Below are 25,023 nucleotides of genomic sequence, written 5' to 3' on the forward strand. Positions count from 1 at the left end.
GCCTTCACTGTTACTGCCCTTCCCCCGTCATGGCCTCCAGCACGCGCTGGAACCGTTCGACGGCTTTTCGCACTCGACTCGCGCCGAATAGACCGGTATCGAATTCGACCCGCAGAACCAGTTCTGTTCCGGGCATTGCTTGCAGGGTCAGCGGATAGTGGTTGTACTCACGGCCGCTGACCTCGGTGATGGCCAACCCGTCTGCCATCGCTGACGTCACCGCCTCGACCGGGTAGTTCTGGTAGACGAACAACGTGTCGAACAGCTGGTCCTGGCCCACGGCATGCTGGATTTCACTGAGCGCCAGGTGCTGGTGCTCGAGGGTGTCGCTGTGCTGACGTTGAAGGTTGCCCAGCAGTTCGGCAATGGTGGTGTCCGGCGTCACGGTGACACGCACCGGCACCGTGTTTATCAGCAAGCCAACCATCGAATCCGCGCCCGCTACCTCGGCCGAGCGGCCGGAGACCGCCACGCCGAACGCGACATCATGCCGGCCCGTCAGCCACATCAACACCTGTGCCCACGCGGCCTGCAGGACCGTGTTGACGGTGGTGTGTTGCGACCGGGCCAGTTCGCCTACTGCGTGCGATGTTTCGGCGGATACCCGAAATGTTTCGGTAGTGCGCCGCCCCGGTGTGCTGCCCTTGGGCGCCACCAGAGCCGGCGTCTCGAATCCCGCCAAGACTTCACGCCACGCCCTGCGGGCGTCATCGACATCTCGCGCTGCCAACCAGGTGACAAATCTGCGATAAGACCCCGCTACCGGCAGGCGTTGCCCGTAATAGCTGGCGAACACCTCGTGTAGCAGGATCGGCAGCGACCAGCCATCAAGAACGATGTGGTGATAGGTCATGACGAATCGGTGCTCGTTCTCGCCAGTGCGAATCAGCGCGGTACGAAATGCCGATTGATTGACCACATCACAGACCGCCGCACGCTCAGTCGCACACAGTTCCTGCAGACGTTGATTGAAATCGCGATTTTCCCCGGCGATTTCGACGCAAAGCCATGGCACGGCGGGGCGAGCAGGAATGATCTGCACGGGTTCGTCGAATCGCTTGTCGAACCGAGCCGCCAGGTTGGGATGGCGGCTCACCACCGTGCGCACCGCTTCCTGCAGCCGCTGTGCGTCGAGCGGGCCGGCAATGGTGACGTCAAGCTGCATGGCGTATAGATCGTCACTGTTACCGCGACTTGCGTTGGCCTGGAACAACAGCCCATGTTGCAGCGGCGTCAAGGGCAACACATCGCCGACCTCGATTTCCCTGCCGAGATCATCGAGCTCTTGCTGAGTAAGCCTAGCCGGGGCGATATCGGACGGCGTCAAGCCACCGCCGCCCGTGCGCACATGCGCACAGATCCCGGCAAGGGCGTCGAACCACAGCCGGCCGAGCCGAGCGACCTGCTCCTCATTCAGGACCGAGGGCGCCCATGTCCACGCCGCATAAAGGCTTGGGCCATCTACCGTTTCGGCAGCGCTGGCATTGAGCTCCAGAGTGTGGCCCAGTGGCATCGGAATTGCGGTGGCCGCGGCCGCCACTTCCGCGGTGTCCTGGCTGACTTGCCAAAGTTCCGCAGCACCTTCCGAGTGGACGGCTCCTGCACCACCCAACCTGCCAAGGTAATTGAATCCCACCGTCGGCTCGGATCCGGAGAATTCGATATCGGAGTTGAGATACCGCACAAGCCCGTACGTCGTGCCCTCCGGCAAGGAGCGAAGTTGTTCTTTGGCGTCCTTGATCACGCGACCCAGCGCCGGGTCGCCGGACACCACCTGGTTCCAGGGCAGCCTGCCCGTGGATCTCCCAGATTTTCCTGAAACACTAATCGCTACCGGATATTTCGTGGTGAACCAGCCAACGGTACGTGACAGATCAACGCTTGGGGAGAAATCGTCCAGGTCCTCGATCCGGCCGTGCCCTTCGACATCGATGCCGACCGGTAAGGTGACCCCCACGAACTCGGTCAATGCCAACGCGTAGGCGATCAACAGAATGTCCTGTACCCCAGTGTGGAACGCGGCTGGGACTTCACCGAGCAGCGCGCGGGTGGTTTCGGCATCCAGTGACGCCGTGCGATGACCGGCGCTGGCATAGGTATCCGACCCGGGACGCACGGCGGGCAACGTGGCCGGGGTCGCCAACACCTGCTGCCAGCGCTCAGCCTGACCTACAACGGCCGCATCACGCGAGTGTTCCGCGAGTAGCGCCGTCCAGCGGGCGAAGGAGGTGCCCGACACCGGCAGTACCACGGGTTGCCCCTGGCGGTGCTGTGCCCAGGCGATGTTGAGATCTTCCAAGAGAATCCGCCACGACACCGCATCGACGGACAGATGATGGATGGCGAGCACCAATTGGCTCGTCGATGTCACCCACAGCGCGCTGACCATCGCGCCTGTCGCCGGATTCAACCGCGATCTGGCTACCACCAACTCCTCATCGGTGAGCACCTCCACCGACTTCAGCTGTACTGGTGTCGCACCCTTCTCCGGGACAACCAGCGACCAATCCGCGGCACGTACCCGCAGCATCGCGTGCCGGTCCAGCAGTGCGCCAAGAACTATTTCAACATCGGATGCGGTTACGCCGCAGGGAGCTTGGATAACCACAGTCTGGTTGAACTGATCTACGGTGCCACCCGCGCCTTCGACCTCACGCAACCATCGCATGATCGGTGTCGCCGCTACCGGTCCCACACCTTCGTCGGCCGGATGGGTGTCGTCACCGGCCACTCCGACCACGTGCGCCAGTCGGGCTACGGTCTGTTCCACGAAGATGTCACGGGGCCGGCACGTCACCCCACACGCGCGTGCACGCGCGACCACCTGCATGGACAAAATGCTGTCTCCGCCAAGATCAAAGAAGGAGTCGTCGACCCCGACCCGATCGAGGCCCAGCACCTCGGCATAGATGCCGGCCAGCATTTCCTCGATCGCATCGCCCGGAGCGCGGTACCGGTCGGCATCCTGATACTCAGGAGCAGGCAATGCGCGGACGTCCAACTTGCCATTCACCGTCAAGGGCAACGCGTCCAGAACGACGATGGCACTCGGGACCATATATCCGGGAACGCTTTCCGCCAGGATGTTTCGCAGCCGGGAAGGGTCCACGGCCCCGGGCGCCGATTCCATGACATAACCGATCAGGCGCATGACACCGGGCGGGTCCTCGCGGACGATCGCCACCGATTGCGCCACCTCATCAAGCGCGGACAATGCGGCCTGCACTTCACCGAGTTCGATCCGGTGCCCGCGGATCTTCACCTGATCGTCGGCCCGCCCGAGATACTGCAGCTGCCCATCAGCACGCCAGCTCACCAGATCGCCGGTGCGATACATGCGCGCACCGGGCATGCCGAACGGGCAGGCCACGAAGCGCGATGACGTCAATCCCGATCGCCCCAGATATCCACAAGCCACCCCGTCACCAGCCACATACAGTTCACCGATCACCCCGACCGGTACCGGTCGCAGCCACTCATCGAGCACGAAGAGCGCGGAGGTCGGGACCGGTGACCCGATCGGCGCTGCTCCCGATCCGGGGACCAGCGGCGCACTCATCGACGCGTAGACCGTGATTTCGGTGGGGCCGTAGGCATTGATCACCGTTCGTCCGGGTGCCCAACGGTCGATGACCTCAGCCGGACAGGCCTCACCGCCGAGAAGCAACGTCACCGATTCAAGCCCTTGCAACGGAAGTGTTGCTGCGGCCGAAGGGGTTTGGGTGAGTACGTTGACCTGCTCGCTGACCAGCAGTGCATGGAAGTCATCGGGCGAACTCACGACGGACTCCGGAACCACCACCAAACGTGCACCCCCTAGCAAGGCGGCCCAGATCTCCCACACCGAGAAGTCGAACGCGTACGAATGACACTGCGTCCACACCTGGCCGACGGGCAGCTGCCCCGGAGTCGAGCGGGCCAGATGTGTCAGATTGCGGTGGGTCACCGCCACGCCTTTGGGAACCCCCGTGGTTCCCGAGGTATAGATGAGGTACGCGATGTCCTCGGGATCAGGGACAGGGATCTCCTTGCCGGACAGACCATTCGACGGTAAATCGGCTGGAACGATGGGCCCGTGGATGTCAACGATGCCGATCGCGCGGCCGTCGAGCCGCCCCTCCAGATCGCTGGTGGTGATCACGATGATCGGGGCCGCGTCGTCCAACATGAAATCGATGCGCGCCGCGGGCAGCACCGGGTCGATCGCAAGATATGCGGCACCCGATTTCAGCACTGCCAACATCGCGACAATTGCGTCCACAGATCTTTCGAGCAGCAGGGCCACACAGCGGCCCGGTTCCGCGCCCAATCCGACAATCCTGTGCGCCAGTACACTTGCGGCGTCGTCCAATTCACGGTAAGTCACCGACTGCTCCGCGCTGCTGATCGCCACCGCATCCGGCGTAAGCCTCACCTGTTCGGCGAACAACGTGGGCACACACACCTCGGCCGTCGCGTGCTCTGTCAGCATCGCACGATTGCCCAGCACATCGAGAAGAGCGTGTTCATCGGAATCCACCAGATCGATTGATGACAGCGTCCTATCGACGTCCGCGGTCATCTCGGACAACACCCGCTCGAATCGGCCGATCAATCTTTCGATGCTGGCTCGGTCGAAGACGTCGGTGCGGAACTCCACTGTTCCGTCAATCCCTGCCGGATCGCCGGTGCGAGTGCGGGATTCGGCGAGAGAGAAGCTCAAGTCCATGCGAGCGGTCTGAGTGTCCGCCGCCAGTGGGCTCACCTCCAGGTCGCCCAGCGCCAGTCCGGGTCCGGATGTCCCGGTGCCTTGCCCGGGCACGTTCTGCCAACCCAGCGCCACCTGGATCAGCGGGTGATGGGTGAGCGACCGAGTGGGGTTGAGCCTCTCGACAAGCACTTCGAAAGGCACGTCCTGGTTTTCATACGCGGCCAGGCTACGTCCACGCACCTGGGCAAGTAGCTCCCCGACTGTCGGGTCTCCGGTCAGGTCCAACCGCAACACCAGGGTGTTGACGAAGAAGCCGATCAACTCGTCAAGGGCGGGATCACGGCGGCCGGCTATCGGGAATCCCACGGCTACATCGGTATTACCGCTGAGCTTGCCGAGCAGTATGCCCAGCGCCGCCTGTATCACCATGAAGCTCGTCGCGTTGTGCTCTCTTGCGACGCGGGCAATCTGCTCCTGTAATACCGCGGGCCACTGCACGTTCATCGTGGCGCCACGCTGATCGGCAGCCGGCGGGTAGGGCCGATCAGTGGGCAGCTCCACACGCTCGGGCATGCCGGCCAGCGCTTCTTGCCAATAGGCCAACTGAGTCGCAATCCGGCTTTCGCGGTCCTCGAATCCGCCGAATTCAGCACGCTGCCACAGCGTGTAATCGACATACTGCACCGGCAGCGGCGCCCAGCCAGGTGCCCGATCCGCGCACCGACTGACATAGGCGATGCCGAGGTCGGATACCAGCGGGGTGATGGACCAGGCATCAGCAGCGATGTGATGCACCACTGCCGCCAGTACATGCTCATCGCCGGTAACTCGGAAAAGTCGTGCCCGCAATGGTATTTCATGGCTTAGGTCGAATGTGTGGCGTGCCGCCTCCCCGATGGCGTCGTGCAGCTGAGCTGCCGTCCACCCGCTGGCATCTACGACATCCCACCCGAAGTGGGCGTGCTCGGGTTGCACAACTACCTGCTGTGGCACGCCATCCGTCGCGCAGAACCGGGTGCGCAAGCTCTCATGACGGGCCACCACGTCGGCCAGCGCCACACCCAACGCATCGACATCCAGCTCTCCGCTGATCCGCAGCGCCGTTGCCATGTTGTAGACCGGCGACGGTCCTTGCAGTTGATCCAGGAACCACAATCGGGACTGCGCGAATGACAACGGAATCTCGGCCGGACGCTCAACAGCCACCAATGGGGCCAATGCGGCCGATTCTCCACCAAGACGCGTAGCCAACCGGGCGACGGTCGGTGCTTCAAAGACAGTGCGCACCGACACCGTGGCGTTCAGATCCGCGTTCACCGCCGCGATCAACCGCATCGCGGACAGTGAATCCCCGCCCAGATCGAAGAACGAGTCATCGACACCGACTTGCTCCACTCCCAGCACCCGCGCGTAGATCCCGGCCAATACCTCCTCGGCAAGGGTTCCCGGTGCGCGGTATCGATCAATGTCCTGATACTCCGGCTTTGGCAGGGCCCGGGCGTTGAGCTTGCCGTTCACGGTCATTGGCATTTCCGCCAGTGCCACCACTGCCGCTGGAACCATGTAGGCCGGTAACTGTTCGGCCAACTGCGCACGTAACTTGGCCGGGTTTGCGGTTCCAGTCACATAGCCCACCAGACGCTTATCCCCCGGGCGATCTTCCCGGGCGATCACAGCCGCCTGCTCGACCCCGTCGAGTCCGGCCAGTACTGTCCGGATTTCGGCAAGCTCGATGCGATAGCCGCGGATCTTGACCTGATCATCGGCGCGCCCCACATAGCGCAGCTGCCCGTCCGCGCCCCAGCACGCCAGATCACCTGTGCGATACATCCGTTGACCGGGCGCCGCATCAGCGAACGGGCACGCCACGAATCGCGATCCCGTCAAATCCGCCCGCCCTACGTAGCCGACGCCCACGCCGTGGCCGGCGATGTACAGTTCGCCGACAACTCCGGGGGGAACCGGGCGCAACAGCCTATCCAGCACGAACATCGCCGCGCCGGGAACTGGCGCACCGATCGACGGTGCGCCAGATTCCCCTGCCAGCGGCGCCGTCCGGGACGCGCAAATCGTAGTCTCAGTCGGCCCGTAGGCATTGACCATCAACCGCCCGGGTGCCCAACGAGCCACCACCTCAGCCGAACACGGTTCACCGGCTACCAACAATGACATCGAGCCCAGCGACTCGGGCACCAGCATCGCCACCGCGGACGGAGTCTGACTCAACGCAGTCACCTGTTCGGCGACCAGCAGAGCAGTGAGGTGCTCGGGTGAGTGCGCCGCTGCTTCTGGCACCACCACCAATCGTCCGCCATGCAACAACGCGCCCCAGATCTCCTCGACTGAGGCATCGAACGCGTACGAATGCCATTGAGCCCAAGACTGCCCCGCCAAGAAGGTCTTGTGTGTACCCATCAGCTGCGTCACATTGCGGTGGGTGATCGCCACCCCCTTGGGTACGCCGGTGGTGCCGGACGTGTAGATGATGTAGGCGATATCGTCCGCGCTCGGCAGCGGCAACTCCGCCACAGTGGCTGCCGCCGCGACGGTATCGCTGGCATCGACGATCTCCAGGTTGTACCCCGCCAGCCGGTCGGCCAGACCCGTCGTGACGATCGCCGTCGTGGTCACGGCGTCACTGATCATGAACTCAATCCGCGCATCGGGCAGCGCGGCATCGATCGGTAGATACGCCGCCCCGACCTTCAACACCGCGAGCATCGCCACCACAGCTTCCGGGCAGCGCTCGGTCAGCAGCGCAACGGATACGCCTGGCCCCACGTTGTATGCGAGTAACCGGTGCGCCAAACGATTAGATGCCTCGTCCAGCTCGGAGTAGGTGAGCTGACACCCGTTGAAACTGATCGCCACCGACTCGGGTGCACGCATAACCTGGGCGGCGAACAGAGCCGGTATCGAGTCACCTGAAGCTACGGGTCGGCGCAACACTGCGCGGTTCCCCCATCTGTCCACCTGGGTGTGCTCCGCCTCATCCAGGAGGTCGATCACTGAAAGCCGTTGGGAAGGATCGGATGTCATGGCCGCCACGACGCGTTGCCATCGCGTGATCAGTGTTTCGATGCTGGCTCGGTCGAATACGTCGGTGCGGAATTCAACCGCACCACCGATCCCGGCAGGCTCCCCCGCAGCGGTCCACCGCTCTCCCAGCGAGAAGGTGAGATCCATACGGGCGGTGTGCGTGTCGACCGTCAGCGGCGCGACACGCAGATCGCCCAGACGTAGCCCGTCGGCCGGACCCGCGTCCTGCCAGGGGAGGTTCTGCCATGCCAGCGCCACCTGCACCAGCGGATGGTGGGTCAGGTTCCGGGTCGGGTTGAGCCGTTCCACCAAGACCTCGAATGGCACGTCCTGATGCTCGTACGCGGCCAGACTGCGTTGACGCACCTGCGCAAGCAGTTCCGCGACAGTGGGGTCACCGGTCAGATCGACGCGCAGCACCAGGTTGTTCACGAAAAACCCGACCAGCTCATCCAGCGCCGAATCCCGGCGGCCGGCGATCGGGAACCCCACGGCCACATCCGATGTGCCGCTGATATTGGCCAGCAGTAGCGCAAGTGCGGCCTGCATCACCATGAAGCTGGTCGCGCCGTGCTCGCCCGCCACGGCCCGCACCTGCTGCTGCAGCTCTGAGGGCCACTGCACCGCTACGGTGGCACCACGCTGATCAGCCACCGGCGGATAGGGCCGGTCGGTCGGCAGCGCCACGCGTTCCGGAAGACCGGTCAACGTCTCTTCCCAGTAGGTCAGTTGCGCGGCGAGAGGGCTTTCGCTGTCGTCGATATCACCCAACTGTGCACGCTGCCACAGCGTGTAATCGACGTACTGCACTGGTAACGGCGCCCAGTCCGGCGCGTTCCCGCCGCAGCGGCTGGCGTACGCCGCACTCAGGTCACGTACCAGCGGAGTCAGCGACCAGCCGTCGGCAGCAATATGGTGCACCACCGCAACCAACACATGTTCCTCGTCGGCCATCCGGAAAACCTGTGCATAGAAAGGTATTTCGATAGCCAAATCGAAGCTGTGACAGACCGCCGCGGCAATGGCCTCATCCAGTTGGGCCGTCGGCCAGCCGCGGGCATCGACCACGTCCCAACCGAATTCGGCGTTGCCGCGGGGCACCACAACCTGTCGCGGGTTCCCGTCCGGTGCCTCGAAACGCGTGCGCAGGCTTTCGTGGCGACCGATCAAGTCGGCCAGCGCCGCACCCAGCGCATCGACATCGAGCGACCCGTAGAGCCGCAGCCCGACCGGCATGTTGTAAACCGGTGAAGGCCCTTGCAGTTGATCGACGAACCAGAGGCGATTCTGCGCGAACGACAGTGGAATCACCGCGGGACGTTCCACGGCGCCAAGCGGCTCCAGCGCTCCCACACCATCGCCTACACGCGGCGCCAGCTGCGCCACCGTGGGCGCCTCGAACACCGTCCGAGCCGAAAGATTGCTATTCAGCGCCGCATTGACCGCCGCCACCAAGCGCATCGTGGATACGGAGTCACCACCCAGATCGAAGAAGGAATCATCGACACCGACGCGCTCCACGTCCAGCACCCGTGCGTAGATTCCGGCCAGGATCTCTTCCACCGCACCCATCGGTGCGCGGTAGTGGTCAGCATCCTGATAGTCCGGTGCGGGTAGCGCCCGCACATCCAGCTTGCCGTTGACCGTCATCGGCAAGATCGTCAGGCCCACCACAGCAGCGGGCACCATGTAGCCGGGGAGCCGTTCTGCCAGCGCGGCACGCGCGGCAGCCGGATCCGCAGTACCGGTGATGTAACCAACCAGCCGTCTGTCGCCCGGTCGGTCTTCACGCGCGATCACCGCGGCGTTCTCGACTCCCTCCAATGCCGCGAGCGCCGACTGGATTTCGCCGAGCTCGATGCGATACCCACGAATCTTCACCTGTTCGTCAGCACGCCCCAGGTAATCGAGCTGTCCGTCGGCGCGCCACCGCACCAGATCACCCGTCCGATACATGCGTGTACCGGGCTCACCGAACGGACATGCCATGAACCTGGCGGCGGTCAGGCCCGCTCGGCGCCAATAGCCGATACCCACACCCGCACCGGTCAGGTACAGCTCACCGACCACGCCCGCGGGCACCGGCCGCAGCCACTCGTCCAGCACGAAGAACGCTGCCCACGCCGTCGGAGAACCGATGGGTGGTGCGCCCAAACCCGGTGCCAACGGCGCACTGGCACATAACCACATGGTGGTCTCGGTCGGCCCGTAGACATTGACCATCACTCGTCCCGGTGCCCAACGATCGACCAGCTCAGGCGAGCACGGCTCCGCCCCGATCACCAAGGCCGTCGCATCCAGACCATCGACCGACAGCATCGACGCGGCCGACGGCGTCTGTGTCAACACCGTGACCTGTTCGCGCACCAGCAGATCGTGGAAGTCCTGCGAGGAGCGGGCCACGGCCTCGGGCACCACAACCAGCCGGCCACCGTGCAGTAGCGCACCCCAGATCTCCCACACCGAGAAATCGAAGGCATACGAATGGAACTGCGTCCACACCTGCCCTGGCTCCAGTGGCACGCCGATCTGCAACGAGTTGAACAGTTGCGTGACATTGCGCTGGGTGACGGCGACGCCCTTCGGCAATCCTGTGGTCCCCGAGGTGTAGATGATGTGCGCCATATCGTCCGGGGAAGGTGCCGCCAGTCCTGTACTGAGACAAGCTCCGATAGCCGGGTCCGCCACATCCACGATCGTCAGGTCATGGGTGTGGAAGCGATCGACCAAGTCAGCGGTGGTGACGGCGGCCATCGGCGCCGCATCCGTGAGCATGAATTCGACGCGCGCATTAGGCAGTGCCGGATCGATCGGCAAGTATGCCGCACCGGTTTTGAGCACCGCCAGGATCGCCACGATCGCCTCTGCCGAGCGCGGGAACATCAACGCCACACGGGTGCCCGGACCGACGCCGCACCCAATCAGAAAGTGCGCCAACCGGTTGGACGCATCATCCAGTTCCCGATAGGTCAGCGAGCGGCTCCCGCAGACCATCGCCACGGACTCGTCGTGCCGCTCAACCTGGACGGCGAACAGTTCGGGGATCGACGCCGACGCCGGAAGGCGGGTCAGCACTCCCCGGTTTCCCCATCGCTGCAGTCGATCATGTTCGGTTTCATCGAGCATCGAGACCGCCGACAACGGCCTATCCGGATCTGCTGTCATCGCCGACAAGACCGATTCGACTCGCTTGACGAAGGTTTCGATGCCGCATATGTCGAAAGCCGCGGTGTCGTATTCGATGCGCAGTCGCAGTTCGTCGCCGGGTATGGCTTGCATCGTCAGGGGATAGTCGGTGGACTCGTGGCTGGTGATCTCGCTGATGGCAATTCCGTCCACATCCGACAACGCGGCCGCATCCACCGGGTAGTTCTCGAAGACGAACAATGTGTCGAACAGCCGTTCATGGGCAACGATCCGATGGATCTCGCTCAACGAAATATGTTGATGGTCAAGTGTTTTAGCGTGCGATTGGTTGAGCTGCTCGAGCAGGTCCACCGTGGAGGTGGCCGCCGTGATGTTTGCCCGCACGGGCACGGTATTGATCAGCAGACCGACCATCGATTCAGCACCGAGCACATCGGCGGGACGCCCCGAAACCACAGCACCGAAGACCACGTCCTGCTGGCCGGTCAGCGAGGTGAGTAGCAGCGCCCATGCACCCTGCAGCACAGTATTGATGGTGGTGCGCTGAGATCGTGCCAGGTCACTCAGTGCTCGAGTCATCGATTCGGACAACTGATGTGTCCGCACACCCCGACGCCCCAGCCCGGATTTCTGCGATGAGCCAACCAGAGTGGGGGCTTCAAGACCCGCCAGCACCTCACCCCACGCCGCATGCGCGGCGGACGAGTCGCGGTCTGCCAGCCAGCTGACGAAGCTGCGGAACGGCGTAGCGGCCGGCAACCGCTGTCCCCGGTAGCAGGCGAAGATCTCCTGCAGCAGAATCGGCAGCGACCAACCGTCGAGCACGATGTGGTGATTGGTGAGTACAAATCGATACCGCTGGGCAGCGGTACGAATCAGAACCACGCGGAATGCGGGGGGCTGGGTGAGGTCGCAGACCGCGGCGCGCTCGGCGAGGCACAGTCGTCGCACCTCATCATTCGTTTCGGCACTGTCGAGCCCGGTGTTCAGTTCGACATACCGCCATGCCGCGGTGGGGTCTGCGGGAATGACCTGTACCGGTTGTCCGAACTGAGCACAGAACCGGGCCGCCAGATGCGGATGACGAACGGCCACTGCCTGAACGGCATCATGCAGCCGCTCCGGATCCAGCGCGCCGTCAACGGTGATGTCGAGCTGCACCACGTACAGATCGTCAGCGCCGGCGTCCGTTCCACTGTGAAGGATCAACCCCTGCTGTAATGCGGTGAGCGGCAGTACATCAGAGATTCGATACTGCTGCTGCAGCGCATCCAGCTCCCGCTGGTTCAATCGGGCAGGGGCGATATCGGACGGCGTCAGGCCGCCCCCTCCGGAGTGCACGTGCGCACAAATGCCCGTCAACGCGTCAAACCACAGCTGGCTCAAACGACCTACCTGATCGCGATCCAGTGCCGACGACGCCCAGGTCCAGTTCGCCCGCAGCTGTAGTCCGTCATCGGTCTCGATGGCCCCTGCGTTCAAGGCCACGGTGTGTGTCAGCGGCATCGGGATCGAGGAGGCCACCGTGATGGCCGACATGCTGTCGGCGGGCATCCGCCACAGATCCTCGGCTGCCGCGGCCGTACCCCCACTCAATCTGCCGAGATAGTTGAACGCCACAGCCGGATCGGCTGTCCCGAGATCGACATCGGGGTTCAGGTATCGCAACAGACCAAAGGTCAAACCGTCGGGCTGACCACGAAGTTGTTCCTTGGCATCCTTGATCGCCGCGCCCAGCGCCGCGTTTCCGGCGATCACATCGGACCAGGAAACCCCCGCCAACGCCAGCGCCACCGGGTACTTGGTGGTGAACCATCCCACGGTGCGTGACAGGTCGAGCCCCGGGGCAAGCTCTTCATGCCGGCCATGCCCCTCGACGTCGATGCCGACAGTGGTGGTGATGGCGGCCGAGAATTCGGACAATGCCAGCCCGAAAGCTATCAATAGAATGTCTTGTGGCCCAGCATGAAACGCAGCAGGCACTTCATGTAAGAGAGCATGGGTGGTCTCGGCGTCCAATGAAACTCCGAGCTGCCCCGCGGTTTCGAAGGTATCTATGCCGGGCAGAACGGGCGGGAAGATGGCCGGTGCCGCCGAAATCTGGCGCCATGCCTCCGCGTACTCCACAGTCCCCGGACGTTGCGCGTGTTCGGCCAACAGCTCCGACCAGCGCCGCAGTGACGTGCCGGCGAGCGGCAACACCACAGGCTGGGCACTTCGATGTTGCGCCCAAGCAATATTGAGGTCTTCCAAAAGAATCCGCCAGGACACACCGTCTACAGCGAGGTGATGGACAATCAACACCAGCTGCGAGGTGGACCGCACCCATAGTGCGCTGAGCATCACTCCTGCCGCCGGATTCAACCGTGATCGCGCCGACTCCACGGCACTGTCACTGAGATGCTCAACGGTGTTCAAACACTGGATGGCCTGGACCACACCGGCTTCGGGCGCCGTCAGCGACCACCCACCGGCACCGTCGCGCTCGGCGCGCAGCCGGAGCATGACGTGCCGGTCCAGCAATGCCTGCAACACGATGATGACATCATGCTCGGTGACATCGCCAGGAGCCTGCACCAGCACCGTCTGATTGAACTCATCGATCGGACCATCAATTCCACTGAGCCACCGCATGATCGGCATGGGCGGCACCGGACCGATACCTTCATCGATCGGACCTCGCGAACCCGCTGTCACTTCGATCACCCGGGCCAGCCGGCTCACGCTCTGCTCGACGAAGACATCACGGGGACGACACACCAGGCCGGCGGCCCGCGCCCGGGCAACCACTTGCATGGACAGGATGCTGTCGCCGCCCAGGTCGAAGAACGAATCGTCGACACCCACGCGTTCCAGCCCGAGAACCTGTGCGTAAATGTCGGCCAGAACCTCTTCCACGGCGTTCCCCGGAGCCCGATAGCGGTCGCGGTCGCGGTAATCGGGAGCGGGAAGCGCCCGGGTATCGAGTTTGCCGTTCACCGTAAGCGGGATAGCTTCAAGAGGCACCACGGCGGCAGGCACCATGTAGCCGGGCAATCGATCTGTCATCGCGGTCCGCAGCACACTGGCGTCGGCCGTCCCCGTGATGTAGCCGACCAAGCGCTTATCGCCCGGACGATCTTCACGTGCGATCACCACTGCCTGCTCTACGCCGTCCAGACTCGCCAATACTGCCTGAACTTCGGCGAGTTCGATGCGATGCCCTCGAATCTTCACCTGCTCATCGGCACGGCCCAGATATTGGAGCTGTCCGTCGGGTCCCCAGCACACCAGATCCCCGGTGCGATACATCCGGGTGCCCGGGAGCCCGAACGGACAGGCTACAAATCGTCCCGACGTCAGTGCTGCACGGCCCACGTAGCCGTATCCCAAACCTGCTCCGGCGACATACAATTCGCCAATCACACCGGCCGGCACCGGGCGCAACCACTCGTCAAGCACGAACAACGCCGCCCCGGACACCGGCGCACCGATCGGCACACCCCGGCCCGCGACGAGCGGGGCACTGATCGCCACGCACATCGTGGTTTCGGTGGGGCCGTAGGCATTGACCATCACCCGACCGGGAGCCCACTGATCCACCACCTCCGGCGGGCATGCCTCACCTACCACAGCGAGCGCCGCGGATTCCAAGCCTTCCTGCGGTAATATCCGCACCGCAGAAGGTGTTTGGGTTATCACGGTGACGTGCTCGCGAACCAGCAACGCGTGCAGATCTTCCGGAGAGCCCGCCACCTCCTCCGGGGCGATCACCACCCGTCCACCTCGAAGCAGCGCGCCGAAGATCTCCCACACCGAGACATCGAAGGCCAGGGAGTGACTGTGCGACCACACTCCCGGACGTGGCAGCCCGGCATCAAGAGACTCCAGCAGCTGAGTCACATTGAGATGGCTGAGGGCAACGCCCTTGGGCACTCCGGTGGTACCTGAGGTATAGATCAGATAGGCAACGTCATCGGCAAGCGGCTCCGGCAGGGCGGTCGTCGGATCGGCGACCGCGGCGTTGACACTGATTTCATCGAGGTCAATGACTGCAAGTCCGCGCCCTTCCAGCCGGCCAGCCAGCTCAGCGGTGGTGACGGCGGCAATAGGATCCGCGTCGGCGAGGACAAAATCGAGGCGCGCGTCCGGCACCGCGGGATCGATCGGAAGGTATGCGGCGCCGGTCTTGAGAATGCCCAGTATCGCGACAATCGCCTCGGCTGAACGCTGGAACAACACGGCCACGCGCAGGCCCGGGCCGGCCCCGTGAGCCGCCAGTGAATGCGCCAGCCGGTCCGCTGCTGTATCCAACTCCTGGTACGTCCATGACCTCTCCCCACAGGTGACCGCCACCGCGTCAGGGGTACGTGCCACATTCTCGGCGAAAAGCCCGGTCACCGATACCGGCCGGGGCGCGGGCCCCGTCACGGCCGCGTGGTTTCCCAGACCCGCCAGGTGCGACCGTTCATCGTCGCCGAGCAGCTCCAGCGAGGACAGCCGTGCCGCCGGGTCTGCGGTCATCGCTGTCAGCACCCGCTCCAGCCGCGCGACCAGGGTCTGGATAGTGCGGGTATCGAATACATCTGTGCGGAATTCCACGGTTCCGCCGATTCCCGCGGGCTCGCCAAGTTTCGTTCGGCGTTCTGCCAGCGAGAAGTTCACGTCCATACGGGCTGTGTGCGTGTCTACCGGCAGCTGGGCTACCCGCAGATCACCCATCTCGACCGCGGCAGCGGAATCATTGGCGTCACGCCCGGCGAAGTTCTGCCACGCCAGCGCCACCTGGACCAGGGGGTGATGTGCCAGGGAACGCGCCGGGTTCAGCCGCTCGACGAGCACCTCGAACGGCACGTCTTGGTTGTCGAAGGCCTCCAAACTGCGGATGCGTACCTGCGCCAAGACCTCGGAGATCGTGGGATCTCCAGACAGGTCGGCGCGCAATACCAGCGTGTTCACGAAGAACCCGACAAGTTCGTCAAGGGCCGGATCGCGACGGCCGGCGATCGGGAAGCCCACCGCAACATCAGAAGTCGCGCCCAGCCGGGAAAGCAGAATGAGTAACGCCGTTTGTACCACCATGAAGCTGGTCGCGTTGTTCTCGCCCGCCAGCCGGGCAACTCGCTGCTGCAGCGCGGCGGGCCAATTCACCGCGATCGTCGCCCCGCGCTGGTCGGCCGCCAGCGGATACGGACGATCGGCCGGCAGCGCGATGCGCTCTGGCATGCCCGCCAATACACCGTGCCAGTAGTCCAGCTGCCGCGCGATTCGGCTATCGACGTCCCCGAGGTCACCGAATTGCGCGCGCTGCCATAGCGCATAGTCCGCGTACTGCACCGGCAAGTCCACCCAGGAAGGTGCGGCACCCACGCACCGACTGGCATAGGCCACACCCAGATCGGCTATCAACGGGGTGATCGACCAGCCGTCGGCGGCGATGTGATGCACCACGGTGATCAGCGCATGCTCGGTATCGGATACCCGGAACAGCGCCGCTCTCAACGGTATCTCGGCGGACAAGTCGAACGTATGACGAGATACCGCTTCCATGGCATCGCGCAAATGCCCCACGGTCCAGTCGCCGGCGTCGACGACTTCCCAGCCCAGTTCAGCGCTGTCCGGGTCTACCACCACTTGCCGAGGGATTCCATCGGGAGCGGTGAAGAGGGTGCGCAGGCTTTCATGACGTGTCACCACATCGGCAAATGCCGCGGCCAGCGCGTCAATGTCCAGCGCTCCGTCGATCCGGAACGCAGCTGTCATGTTGTAAATGGCTGAGAGACCCTGTAATTGGTCCAGGAACCAGAGCCGCGACTGAGCGAACGACAGCGGCACATCGGCGGGCCGCGCGGCGGCGACCAACGGTGCCAGCCGCTGGCCTTCCCCGCCGATACGAGTTGCCAGTTGAGCCACCGTCGGTGCGTCGAACAGCGAGCGCACCGCGATACCGGCGTTCAGCGCCGTATTGATCGCGGCGATCAAGCGCATGGCCGACAGCGAATCCCCACCGAGATCGAAGAAGGAGTCATCGACCCCCACCCGCTCGTGCCCGAGAACACGTGCGTAGATGTCAGCCAGGATCTGCTCGGCGGGACTACTCGGCGCCCGATACCGCTCCGTGTCGCCGTAATCCGGTGCGGGCAAGGCCCGCCGGTCGAGCTTGCCATTGACCGTAAGCGGTACGGCATCAATCGTCAGCACTGCGGCCGGCACCATGTAGCTAGGCAATCGCTCCGCGAGCTGCGTGCGAACACAGCCGGGATCGGCTGTCCCGGTGACATATCCGACAAGGCGCACAACGCCGCGCTCGTCTGTGTGCGCGATCGCCACCGCCTGGGTCACTCCGTCGAGAGCGGCAAGCGCCGCCTGTACCTCACCGAGTTCGATCCGGTATCCACGGATCTTGACCTGCTCGTCGGCACGGCCCAGATAGTGCAACTGCCCGTCGGCACCCCACCGCACCCGGTCGCCGGTGCGGTACATGCGTGCCCCGGGCACACCGAAGGGGCATGCCACAAATCGGCTTGCGGTCATCCCATTTCGGCGCCAGTAGCCCACGCCCACACCTCGACCAGCGATATAGAGTTCGCCGGCCACGCCCGGAGAGACCGGCCGCAGCCACGCGTCCAGCACGAACAGCGCCACTCCTGACACCGGCGCGCCGATCGGCACCGTGGAGCCGATGGCCAGCCGTGTGCTGATCGACGCGTACACGGTGGCCTCGGTAGGGCCGTAGGCGTTGATCATCACACGCCCGGGCGCCCACCGGTCTACCAGCTCGGGCGGGCAGGCCTCCCCCGCCACCACCAGTGCTGCCGACTCCAGCCCCTCGGGCGAGATCATGCCGGCCGCCGACGGGGTCTGACTCAGGACGCTGACATGTTGGGTGACAAGCAATTCATGGAACTCCTCGGGTGACGCAGCAACCGCCTCGGGTACCACCAGCAGGCGCCCGCCGTGCAGTAGTGCGCCGAAGATCTCCCACACCGAGACATCAAAACTATACGAATGCCATTGTGCCCAAACCTCTCCGGGCCCGGATGGCACGTCCGTGTGCAGCGAGCCGAACAGCCCGGGAACGTTGCGATGCGCAACGGCGACACCCTTCGGAGTTCCGGTGGTGCCCGAGGTATAGATGATGTACGCGATGTCGTCAGGGGGCGGCCCTGCCAACGCGGTGCACGGCTGCGCGGAAACGGCGGGATCATTGATATCGATGATGCCGATATCGCATCCGTCCAGCCCGGAACGGTGGTCCGCGGTGGTGACCGCAAGGATCGGCGCGGCATCGGCAACCATGAACCCGATGCGGGCCGCCGGCAACGCGGGATCAATCGGCACGTAGGCCGCGCCGCTCTTCAGGACGGCGAGTATCGCCACGATCGCCTCTGTCGATCGGGAACAGAGGAGCGCCACCGTCTCACCCGGACCGGCGCCCTGCCCGTTGAGTAGGTGCGCGAGCCGGTTCGCGGTCTCATCGAGTTCCCGATAAGTCATCGACCGGCCGTCGCATGTCACTGCCACCGCCTCGGGAGTACGCAGTGCTTGCTCACCAAACAGCGCCGGAATTGATTGCACCGCAGTCGATCTGTGTAAACTCTCGCGGTTGCTCCAGGTGTCCAGCTGCGCGCGGGTGGCCTCGTCAAGCAGATCGATCGACCACAGCGGACGATCCGGGCCGGTGGTCATGGCGGTCAGAATCCTGGTGAACCGGCCGAAAAGACCTTCGACAGTATCGAAGTCGAAAGCACCGGTGCTGTACTCGACGCGCAGGCTCAGTTCCCGGCCCGGTAGGACCTGCACCGCAAGCGGATAGTGGTTGGATTCACGGAAGTCGAACCCGGTGATGGTCAACCCGTCGATATCCCACTCCGCGGTGGCATCGATCGGGTAGTTCTCGAACACCATGAGGGTGTCGAACAGCCGTTCCTGGCCGGTGATCCGATGGATATCACTGAGCGCCAGATGCTGATGCTCCAACGTGTCATTGTGCGCACCCTGCAACTGACGCAACAACTCTTCGGTAGTACTCGCCCCGGAAATCGTGGCCCGCACCGGCACCGTGTTGATCAGCAGACCCACCATCGACTCGGCACCAAGCACCTCAGCCGGACGACCCGAAACCGTAGTACCGAACGCCACATCGTCCTGCCCACTCAACGAACTGAGCAGCAACGCCCACGCACCCTGCAACACCACATTGACCGTCGTCCGACACGAACGCGCCAATTCGTGTAGCCCGGCGGTCATCTCTTCCGTCAGTCGGAAGGATTCGACGCCGCGGTGTCCTATTTCTTCTTGGCCGGACGGGGCCACCAGCGTGGGCGTATCGAAACCTGCCATCGCCTCGCGCCACGCTGCTTGTGCCGCGCCGCGATCCCGTTCGGAAAGCCATGTGACAAAACTGCGATATCGCGGGGGTGCGGGTAGCCGCTGACCCGCAAGGCTCGTGAAGATCTCGCGCATCAGAATCGGCATCGACCAGCCATCGAGCACGATGTGATGGGCCGTCAGTATGAATCGGTGCTGATCACCGGCGGTGCGAACGACAGCTGCCCGAATGGCGGGTTGATTGACGAGGTCGCACACGGCTGCGCGCTCGGCAGCGCTGATCTCCTGTATCTGCTTGTCGACATCACCGTGATGGGCGTCCAGCTCGACGTAACGCCAGGGCACGGCACGATCCACGGAAATCACCTGTATCGGCGGATCGAACCGGTCGTGGAAGTGGGCGTTCAGCTGCGGATGCCGAGCGATGACCGACCGCACCGCGTCGCGAATCCGCGGCGGATCGAGCGGTCCGGCTATCGCAATGCTCAGTTGCATCGCATACACATCGTCAGATCCGTGTGTGGCACCGGCGTGGTACAGCAATCCCTGCTGCAGCGGGGTCAGCGGGAGCACATCCGTGAGGCGATACTGTCGGCCCAGCGCATCGATCTGTCCCTGAGTCAGCGCGGCAGGGGCGATATCCGACGGGGTCAATCCGCCTCCGCCGCTGCGCACATGCGCGCAGATCCCAGCCAGCGCGTCGAACCACAGCTGGTTCAATCGGCCGACTTGAGTGCGATCGAGTCCCGAGCGCGCCCACGTCCAGTCGGCGTTCAGGTGTACCTCGGCCTCGGTCTCCAGGGTGATGGCGTTGAGCTCCACGGTATGGCCCAACGGTGTGGGCACCATGCCGGCGACTCGCGTCAATGACGGATCCTCGGCACAGATACTCCAGCCATCTCCCGTGTCCCGAGCGACACGGCCCAGGTAGTTGAATCCGATCGCCGGATCGGATTCAGGAAGATCCACCTCCGGATTCAGATACCGCAAGAGACCATAGGTCAGACCATCGGGCATAGCCCGAAGCTGCTCCTTGGCATCCTTGATCACCGCCCCCAGCGCCACATCCCCGGCCACCACCTGCGTCCACCGCAGCCCACCAACAGCCAACGACACCGGATACTTCGTGGTGAACCAGCCCACCGTGCGCGACAGATCAACACCGCCATCGCCCACACCACCCAACTCCGCCAACTCCTCCTGACGGCCATGACCCTCCACATCGATGGCGATGGGCTCTGCGGTATCGGAGAACTCCGCCACAGCCAGCGCCAGAGCGATCAGCAAAATATCTTGCAGCCCAGCATGAAACGCCGTGGGTACCTCACCGAGCAGCATGCGCGTGGTCTCGGCATCCAGCGACGCCGAGAGCCGGCCCGCGGTCTGGTAGGTATCGGCTTCGGGTCGTGCCGCCGGGAAGATCGCCGTGGTGGCCGATAGTTCCCGCCACCGGTCCGACTGCTCCACGATCTGTGTGTTCCGCGCAGAGCGGGTTAGCAGCTCCGACCATCGCCGGAACGATGTTCCCGCGGGCGGTAACACGATGGGTTGCCCGTTCGTCAGCTGCGCCCAGGCGATATTGATGTCTTCCAACAGAATTCGCCAGGAGACGCCGTCCACCGCCAGGTGGTGGATGACCAGGACCAGTCGGCTCGTGGATACCTCCCACAGCGCGCGCAGCATCACGCCCGCCGCAGGATCCAGCCGAGACCTCGCCGCTATCAGGGCCTCTTCCGTCAATACTCCGATCGATTCCAGGCACTCGGCGGCACCTAGCGACCCGGATTCGGGAACAGTCAACGCCCAGCCACCGGCGCCATCGTCCTCGGCTCGCAACCGCAGCATGGCGTGCCTATCGAGCACGGCTTGCACTACGGCATTGACTTCCGCCAGGGTGACACCAGCCGGAGCCTGCACGACCACCGTCTGGTTGTACTCGCCGATCGGCCCATCAATTTCCTTAAGCCACTGCATGATCGGGGTAGCAACGACCCGCCCCGTGCCCTCATCGAGCGGCTCATCGGCCGCGGTCGCGGACCCGACCACCGCAGCCAGCCGGGCGACCGTCTGCAGCACAAAGATGTCGCGGGGACGGCATACGAGGCCAGCCATTCGCACCGCCGAGGACACCTGCATCGCCAGGATGCTGTCTCCACCCAGTTCAAAGAACGCGTCGTCCACGCCGACCCGTTCGAGGCCAAGAACTTGGGCGTAGATACCGGCCAAGACCTCTTCAACCGCTGTCGCCGGGCCGCGGTATTGCTCGACGGCCCGATACTCCGGCACAGGCAGGGACTTCTTGTCGAGCTTGCCGTTAACCGTCAGCGGCAGGCTCTCCAACACCACGATGGCGGCGGGCACCATGTACGACGGCAGCTGAACCCCAAGGGCCGCACGCAGCTCCACCGGGTCAGCGCTGCCGGTGATGTAGCCCACCAACCGCTTGTCGCCGGCGCGGTCTTCGCGTGCGATCACCGCGGCCTGCTCGACTCCGCCGAGAGCCGCCAATGCTGATTGCACTTCGCCGAGCTCGATCCGATATCCGCGGATCTTGACCTGCTCGTCGGCACGGCCCAGATAGCGCAGCTGCCCGTCCTCACCCCAGGCCGCGAGGTCCCCGGTGCGATACATCCTGGTGCCTCGCCCGCCGAATGGGCAGGCGACAAATCGACTCGCCGTCAACGACTTCCGGCGAAGGTAGCCATAACCCAGGCCCGCGCCCGCCACATACAGCTCGCCGAGTGCGCCAACCGGCACCGGGCGCAGCCAGTCATCGAGCACGAAGAATGCCAAATCGGTCAGCGGCACCCCGATTGGGCTTTCCGCGCGGCCCATGTCCGCGATCGTGATGTCACGGAACGAGGCGTGCACCGTCGTCTCAGTGATCCCATACATGTTGACAAGCCGGGGCGCCCCCGGATGGTCCGTCAACCAGGCCCCGAGGCGCTGCGGCTCCAGCGCCTCACCGCCGAACACCACCACCTCGAGGCCGAGCTGCCGTGGTTCCGGCAGCGCCGCATCCAGCGCCTGCAGTGCGTAAAACGCCGACGGCGTCTGACTCAGGACACTGACACGTTCACGCACCAGCAGCGCATGAAGATCTTCCGGCGACCTCGTCGCCGCCTCGGGAACCACCAGCAGCCGGCCGCCGTGCAGCAGTGCTCCGAAGATCTCCCACACCGAGAAATCAAAGGCCAGCGAGTGGCACTGTGACCACACTTGCCCCGGCGAAAACTCCAGATCAGCATCGATTGCCGCCAGCAAGCGGGTCACGTTGTGATGCGGGATAGCAACACCTTTCGGCGTGCCGGTGGTGCCAGATGTGTAGATCACGTATGCGAGATCGTCGGGTGCCGGCATGGTGGGTAATGCCGAACCAGGGTGGCCATGTACCGCCCGGTCATCGATATCGATGACCGGGAGACCGTAATCAGCCAATCTGCCCGCCAACACCGCAGTGCTCACCGCGACCACCGGCTCAGCATCGGACAACACAAACCCCAACCGCGCATCCGGCACCGACGGATCAATCGGCACATACGCCGCACCCGTCTTCAACACCGCCAGAATCGCCACCACGGCCTCAACCGAACGCGAGAACAACAACGCAACCCGACGCCCCGGACCCGCACCATGCCCAACAAGCACATGCGCCAACCTGTTCGACGCCTCATCAAGCCCACGATAGGTAACCGCACGCCCACCACAACTGACCGCAACAGCCCCCGGATCACGAACCACCCACCGCCCGAACAACTCCGGAATCGACTGCGATCGGGGCACCGGGCATATCAGGGCTTCCCGGTTACTCCAGATGTCCAGCTGCGGAGACCTGGCCTCATCACGGACATCGATGGCTGAGAGGAGGGTCCTCGGGTCAGCGGTCATCGCCGACAACACCTGCTCGAACCTGTCCGCGAGCGCACGCGCATCGCAGCCGGCGAACAGTGTCCCCACGCCTGAGGTACTGAGGAAAAGCTCTTCGTCGTTCTTGATGAAAACCAGCCCGAACTGGTCCACGAGGCCCGTGTGGGTTACCGTCCCCGATCCCGCGGCGCCGGCGAAGTCGGCCAAGCGCGTGGTGGGGATGAAGTTGATGGCGGCATGGTCCGACGCATGCCTGCCCCGCCGCAATCCGGTCTTGCTCTCAAGCGCCCGCAGCGGAAAACGCTGATGCCGCAGGGCTTCTTGGATCCTGTCAGCAACCTGTTCACACAGGCCGGTCACGGTGCCCGCCGGCGATATTGTCAATCGCAGTGGCACCACCCCGGAGCTCATGCCGGGCACCAGCATCGCCTCTGGCCGCACTCGCCGACTCACCGGGAAGTCGAGCACTACCTCGGCACCGCCGACCTCACCATGCACCAGCAGGGCGCACGCCGCGGTGATCACCGCGGCGCGCCGCACCCCCAGCACATGCGCCAGCTCACGGGTTTTGGCTACCACCTCGGGATCCAGTTGGATTGGCGCAGACGGCTCGTATTCGTTCCGGAGGCCGGAAATAGCAGGTACAACCCCATACCGAGGTTCACTGTCGAGCGGACCGCAGTCGGCCCAGTAGGCCTCATCGTCCAGATAGTCCTCGGACGACTCGTAATTCGACTCGCAATCCACAAGGCTCTTCAGTGAGCCGAAGATGGGCGGAGGGATCGGCTCACCTGTAGCGATCGCCGAGTAGACGGCCGCGATTCGATGACACAGCAGTCCCATGCCGATTCCGTCTGTCGCGATGTGATGGCAACACACGAAGAAATAGAAGTCGTCGGATCGCACCCGCATGAGGGCGAACCGAAACAACGGCCCGTCCAGGGGCATCGGCGCGCGCTGGATCGATCCCGCAACTCGATAGGCATCACCCATGGGGTCCGTGGACCCACTCAGGTCATGATGGGCTAGCGCAACATCCGGGTAGTCGACGACCGTCTGCAAAACCTGACCATCGATTTCAGAAAAGACGGCCCTGAGCGGTTCGGCTTCTTGCACCACCTGACGCACGGCCCGCTCGAGCAGCTCGTGCTCGATGACGCCCTCGATGCGGCCGAGCATGCCCAAATGCCACTTGGCGCCGGAACCGCCGGACTCCTCGGCAAGCCAAATATCCAGTTGGCCCCGCGTAAGCGGGAGCGCCTCATGTTCACATCCCATTGATCTCGACCCGCCGCCTATTGATCAACAGTCCGACCCTGTGCCACCCTCTCGCGCAGACTTTTTGGCCGAATATCGGGCCATTGCCGCTCAATGTTGTCCAGACACGCGGCGCGGTCAGCCGCGCCGAAGACGACTCGCCAGCCAGCCGGCACGTCGACGAACGCCGGCCACAAACTGTGCTGCTCCTCATCGTTGGTCAAAACGAAAAAGCTGCCATTGTCGTCGTCAAATGGATTGATGCTCAACAGTTCTCCCGAAACCATCCACCCGAGATAAGTGGAACCTGTTCTAGAACCTAACCGAGAAGAGGTCACCGGTGCACGTTTTTAGAGAAATCGCCAATACTTGCTACTGGCCAGTTGGAAATGCTCGGCGCCGGTTTCGATTGCCCGCCACAACCGTCCCACCAGGCCTAAATTGGCTGCTAGTCGTGACCAAACCGGGCGTGAACAGCTGGCCGCCACGGTGACGACACAGACAACCACCGTTGTCTCACAGTTTGCTACAAGCTTCGCGGCACGCATTCACGGAAGCCCGACAAGGTATTGGGCGTGACCAGATTCTTTGGGCGGCAAGGGCGTCCATTCTCGGGCCCGGAGCCCTCCACGTGACATGCCCAACCATCGAAAGTGCCCGCACGGCGAGCCGAACACTCGTACGGTTGAAAGGCGCCGTCGTGGCCCGGACCG

At 63.9% G+C, this 25,023-nt stretch carries 2 protein-coding genes; both read right to left on the reverse strand.

Features of this window, described 5'->3' with window-relative positions:
- Positions 1–10 precede the first annotated feature (10 nt).
- Positions 11–24,331: a non-ribosomal peptide synthetase gene (locus ABG82_RS26290; RefSeq protein WP_054173123.1), complete on the reverse strand. Its 24,321-nt coding sequence runs from the start codon at positions 24,329–24,331 to the stop codon at positions 11–13.
- 17 nt (positions 24,332–24,348) lie between these two features.
- Positions 24,349–24,579, reverse strand: coding sequence for an MbtH family protein (locus ABG82_RS26295; RefSeq protein ID WP_043078402.1), 231 nt, complete (start codon positions 24,577–24,579; stop codon positions 24,349–24,351).
- Positions 24,580–25,023: the final 444 nt, after the last annotated feature.

This window comes from Mycobacteroides immunogenum (assembly GCF_001605725.1).
Classification (GTDB): Bacteria; Actinomycetota; Actinomycetes; order Mycobacteriales; family Mycobacteriaceae; genus Mycobacterium; species Mycobacterium immunogenum.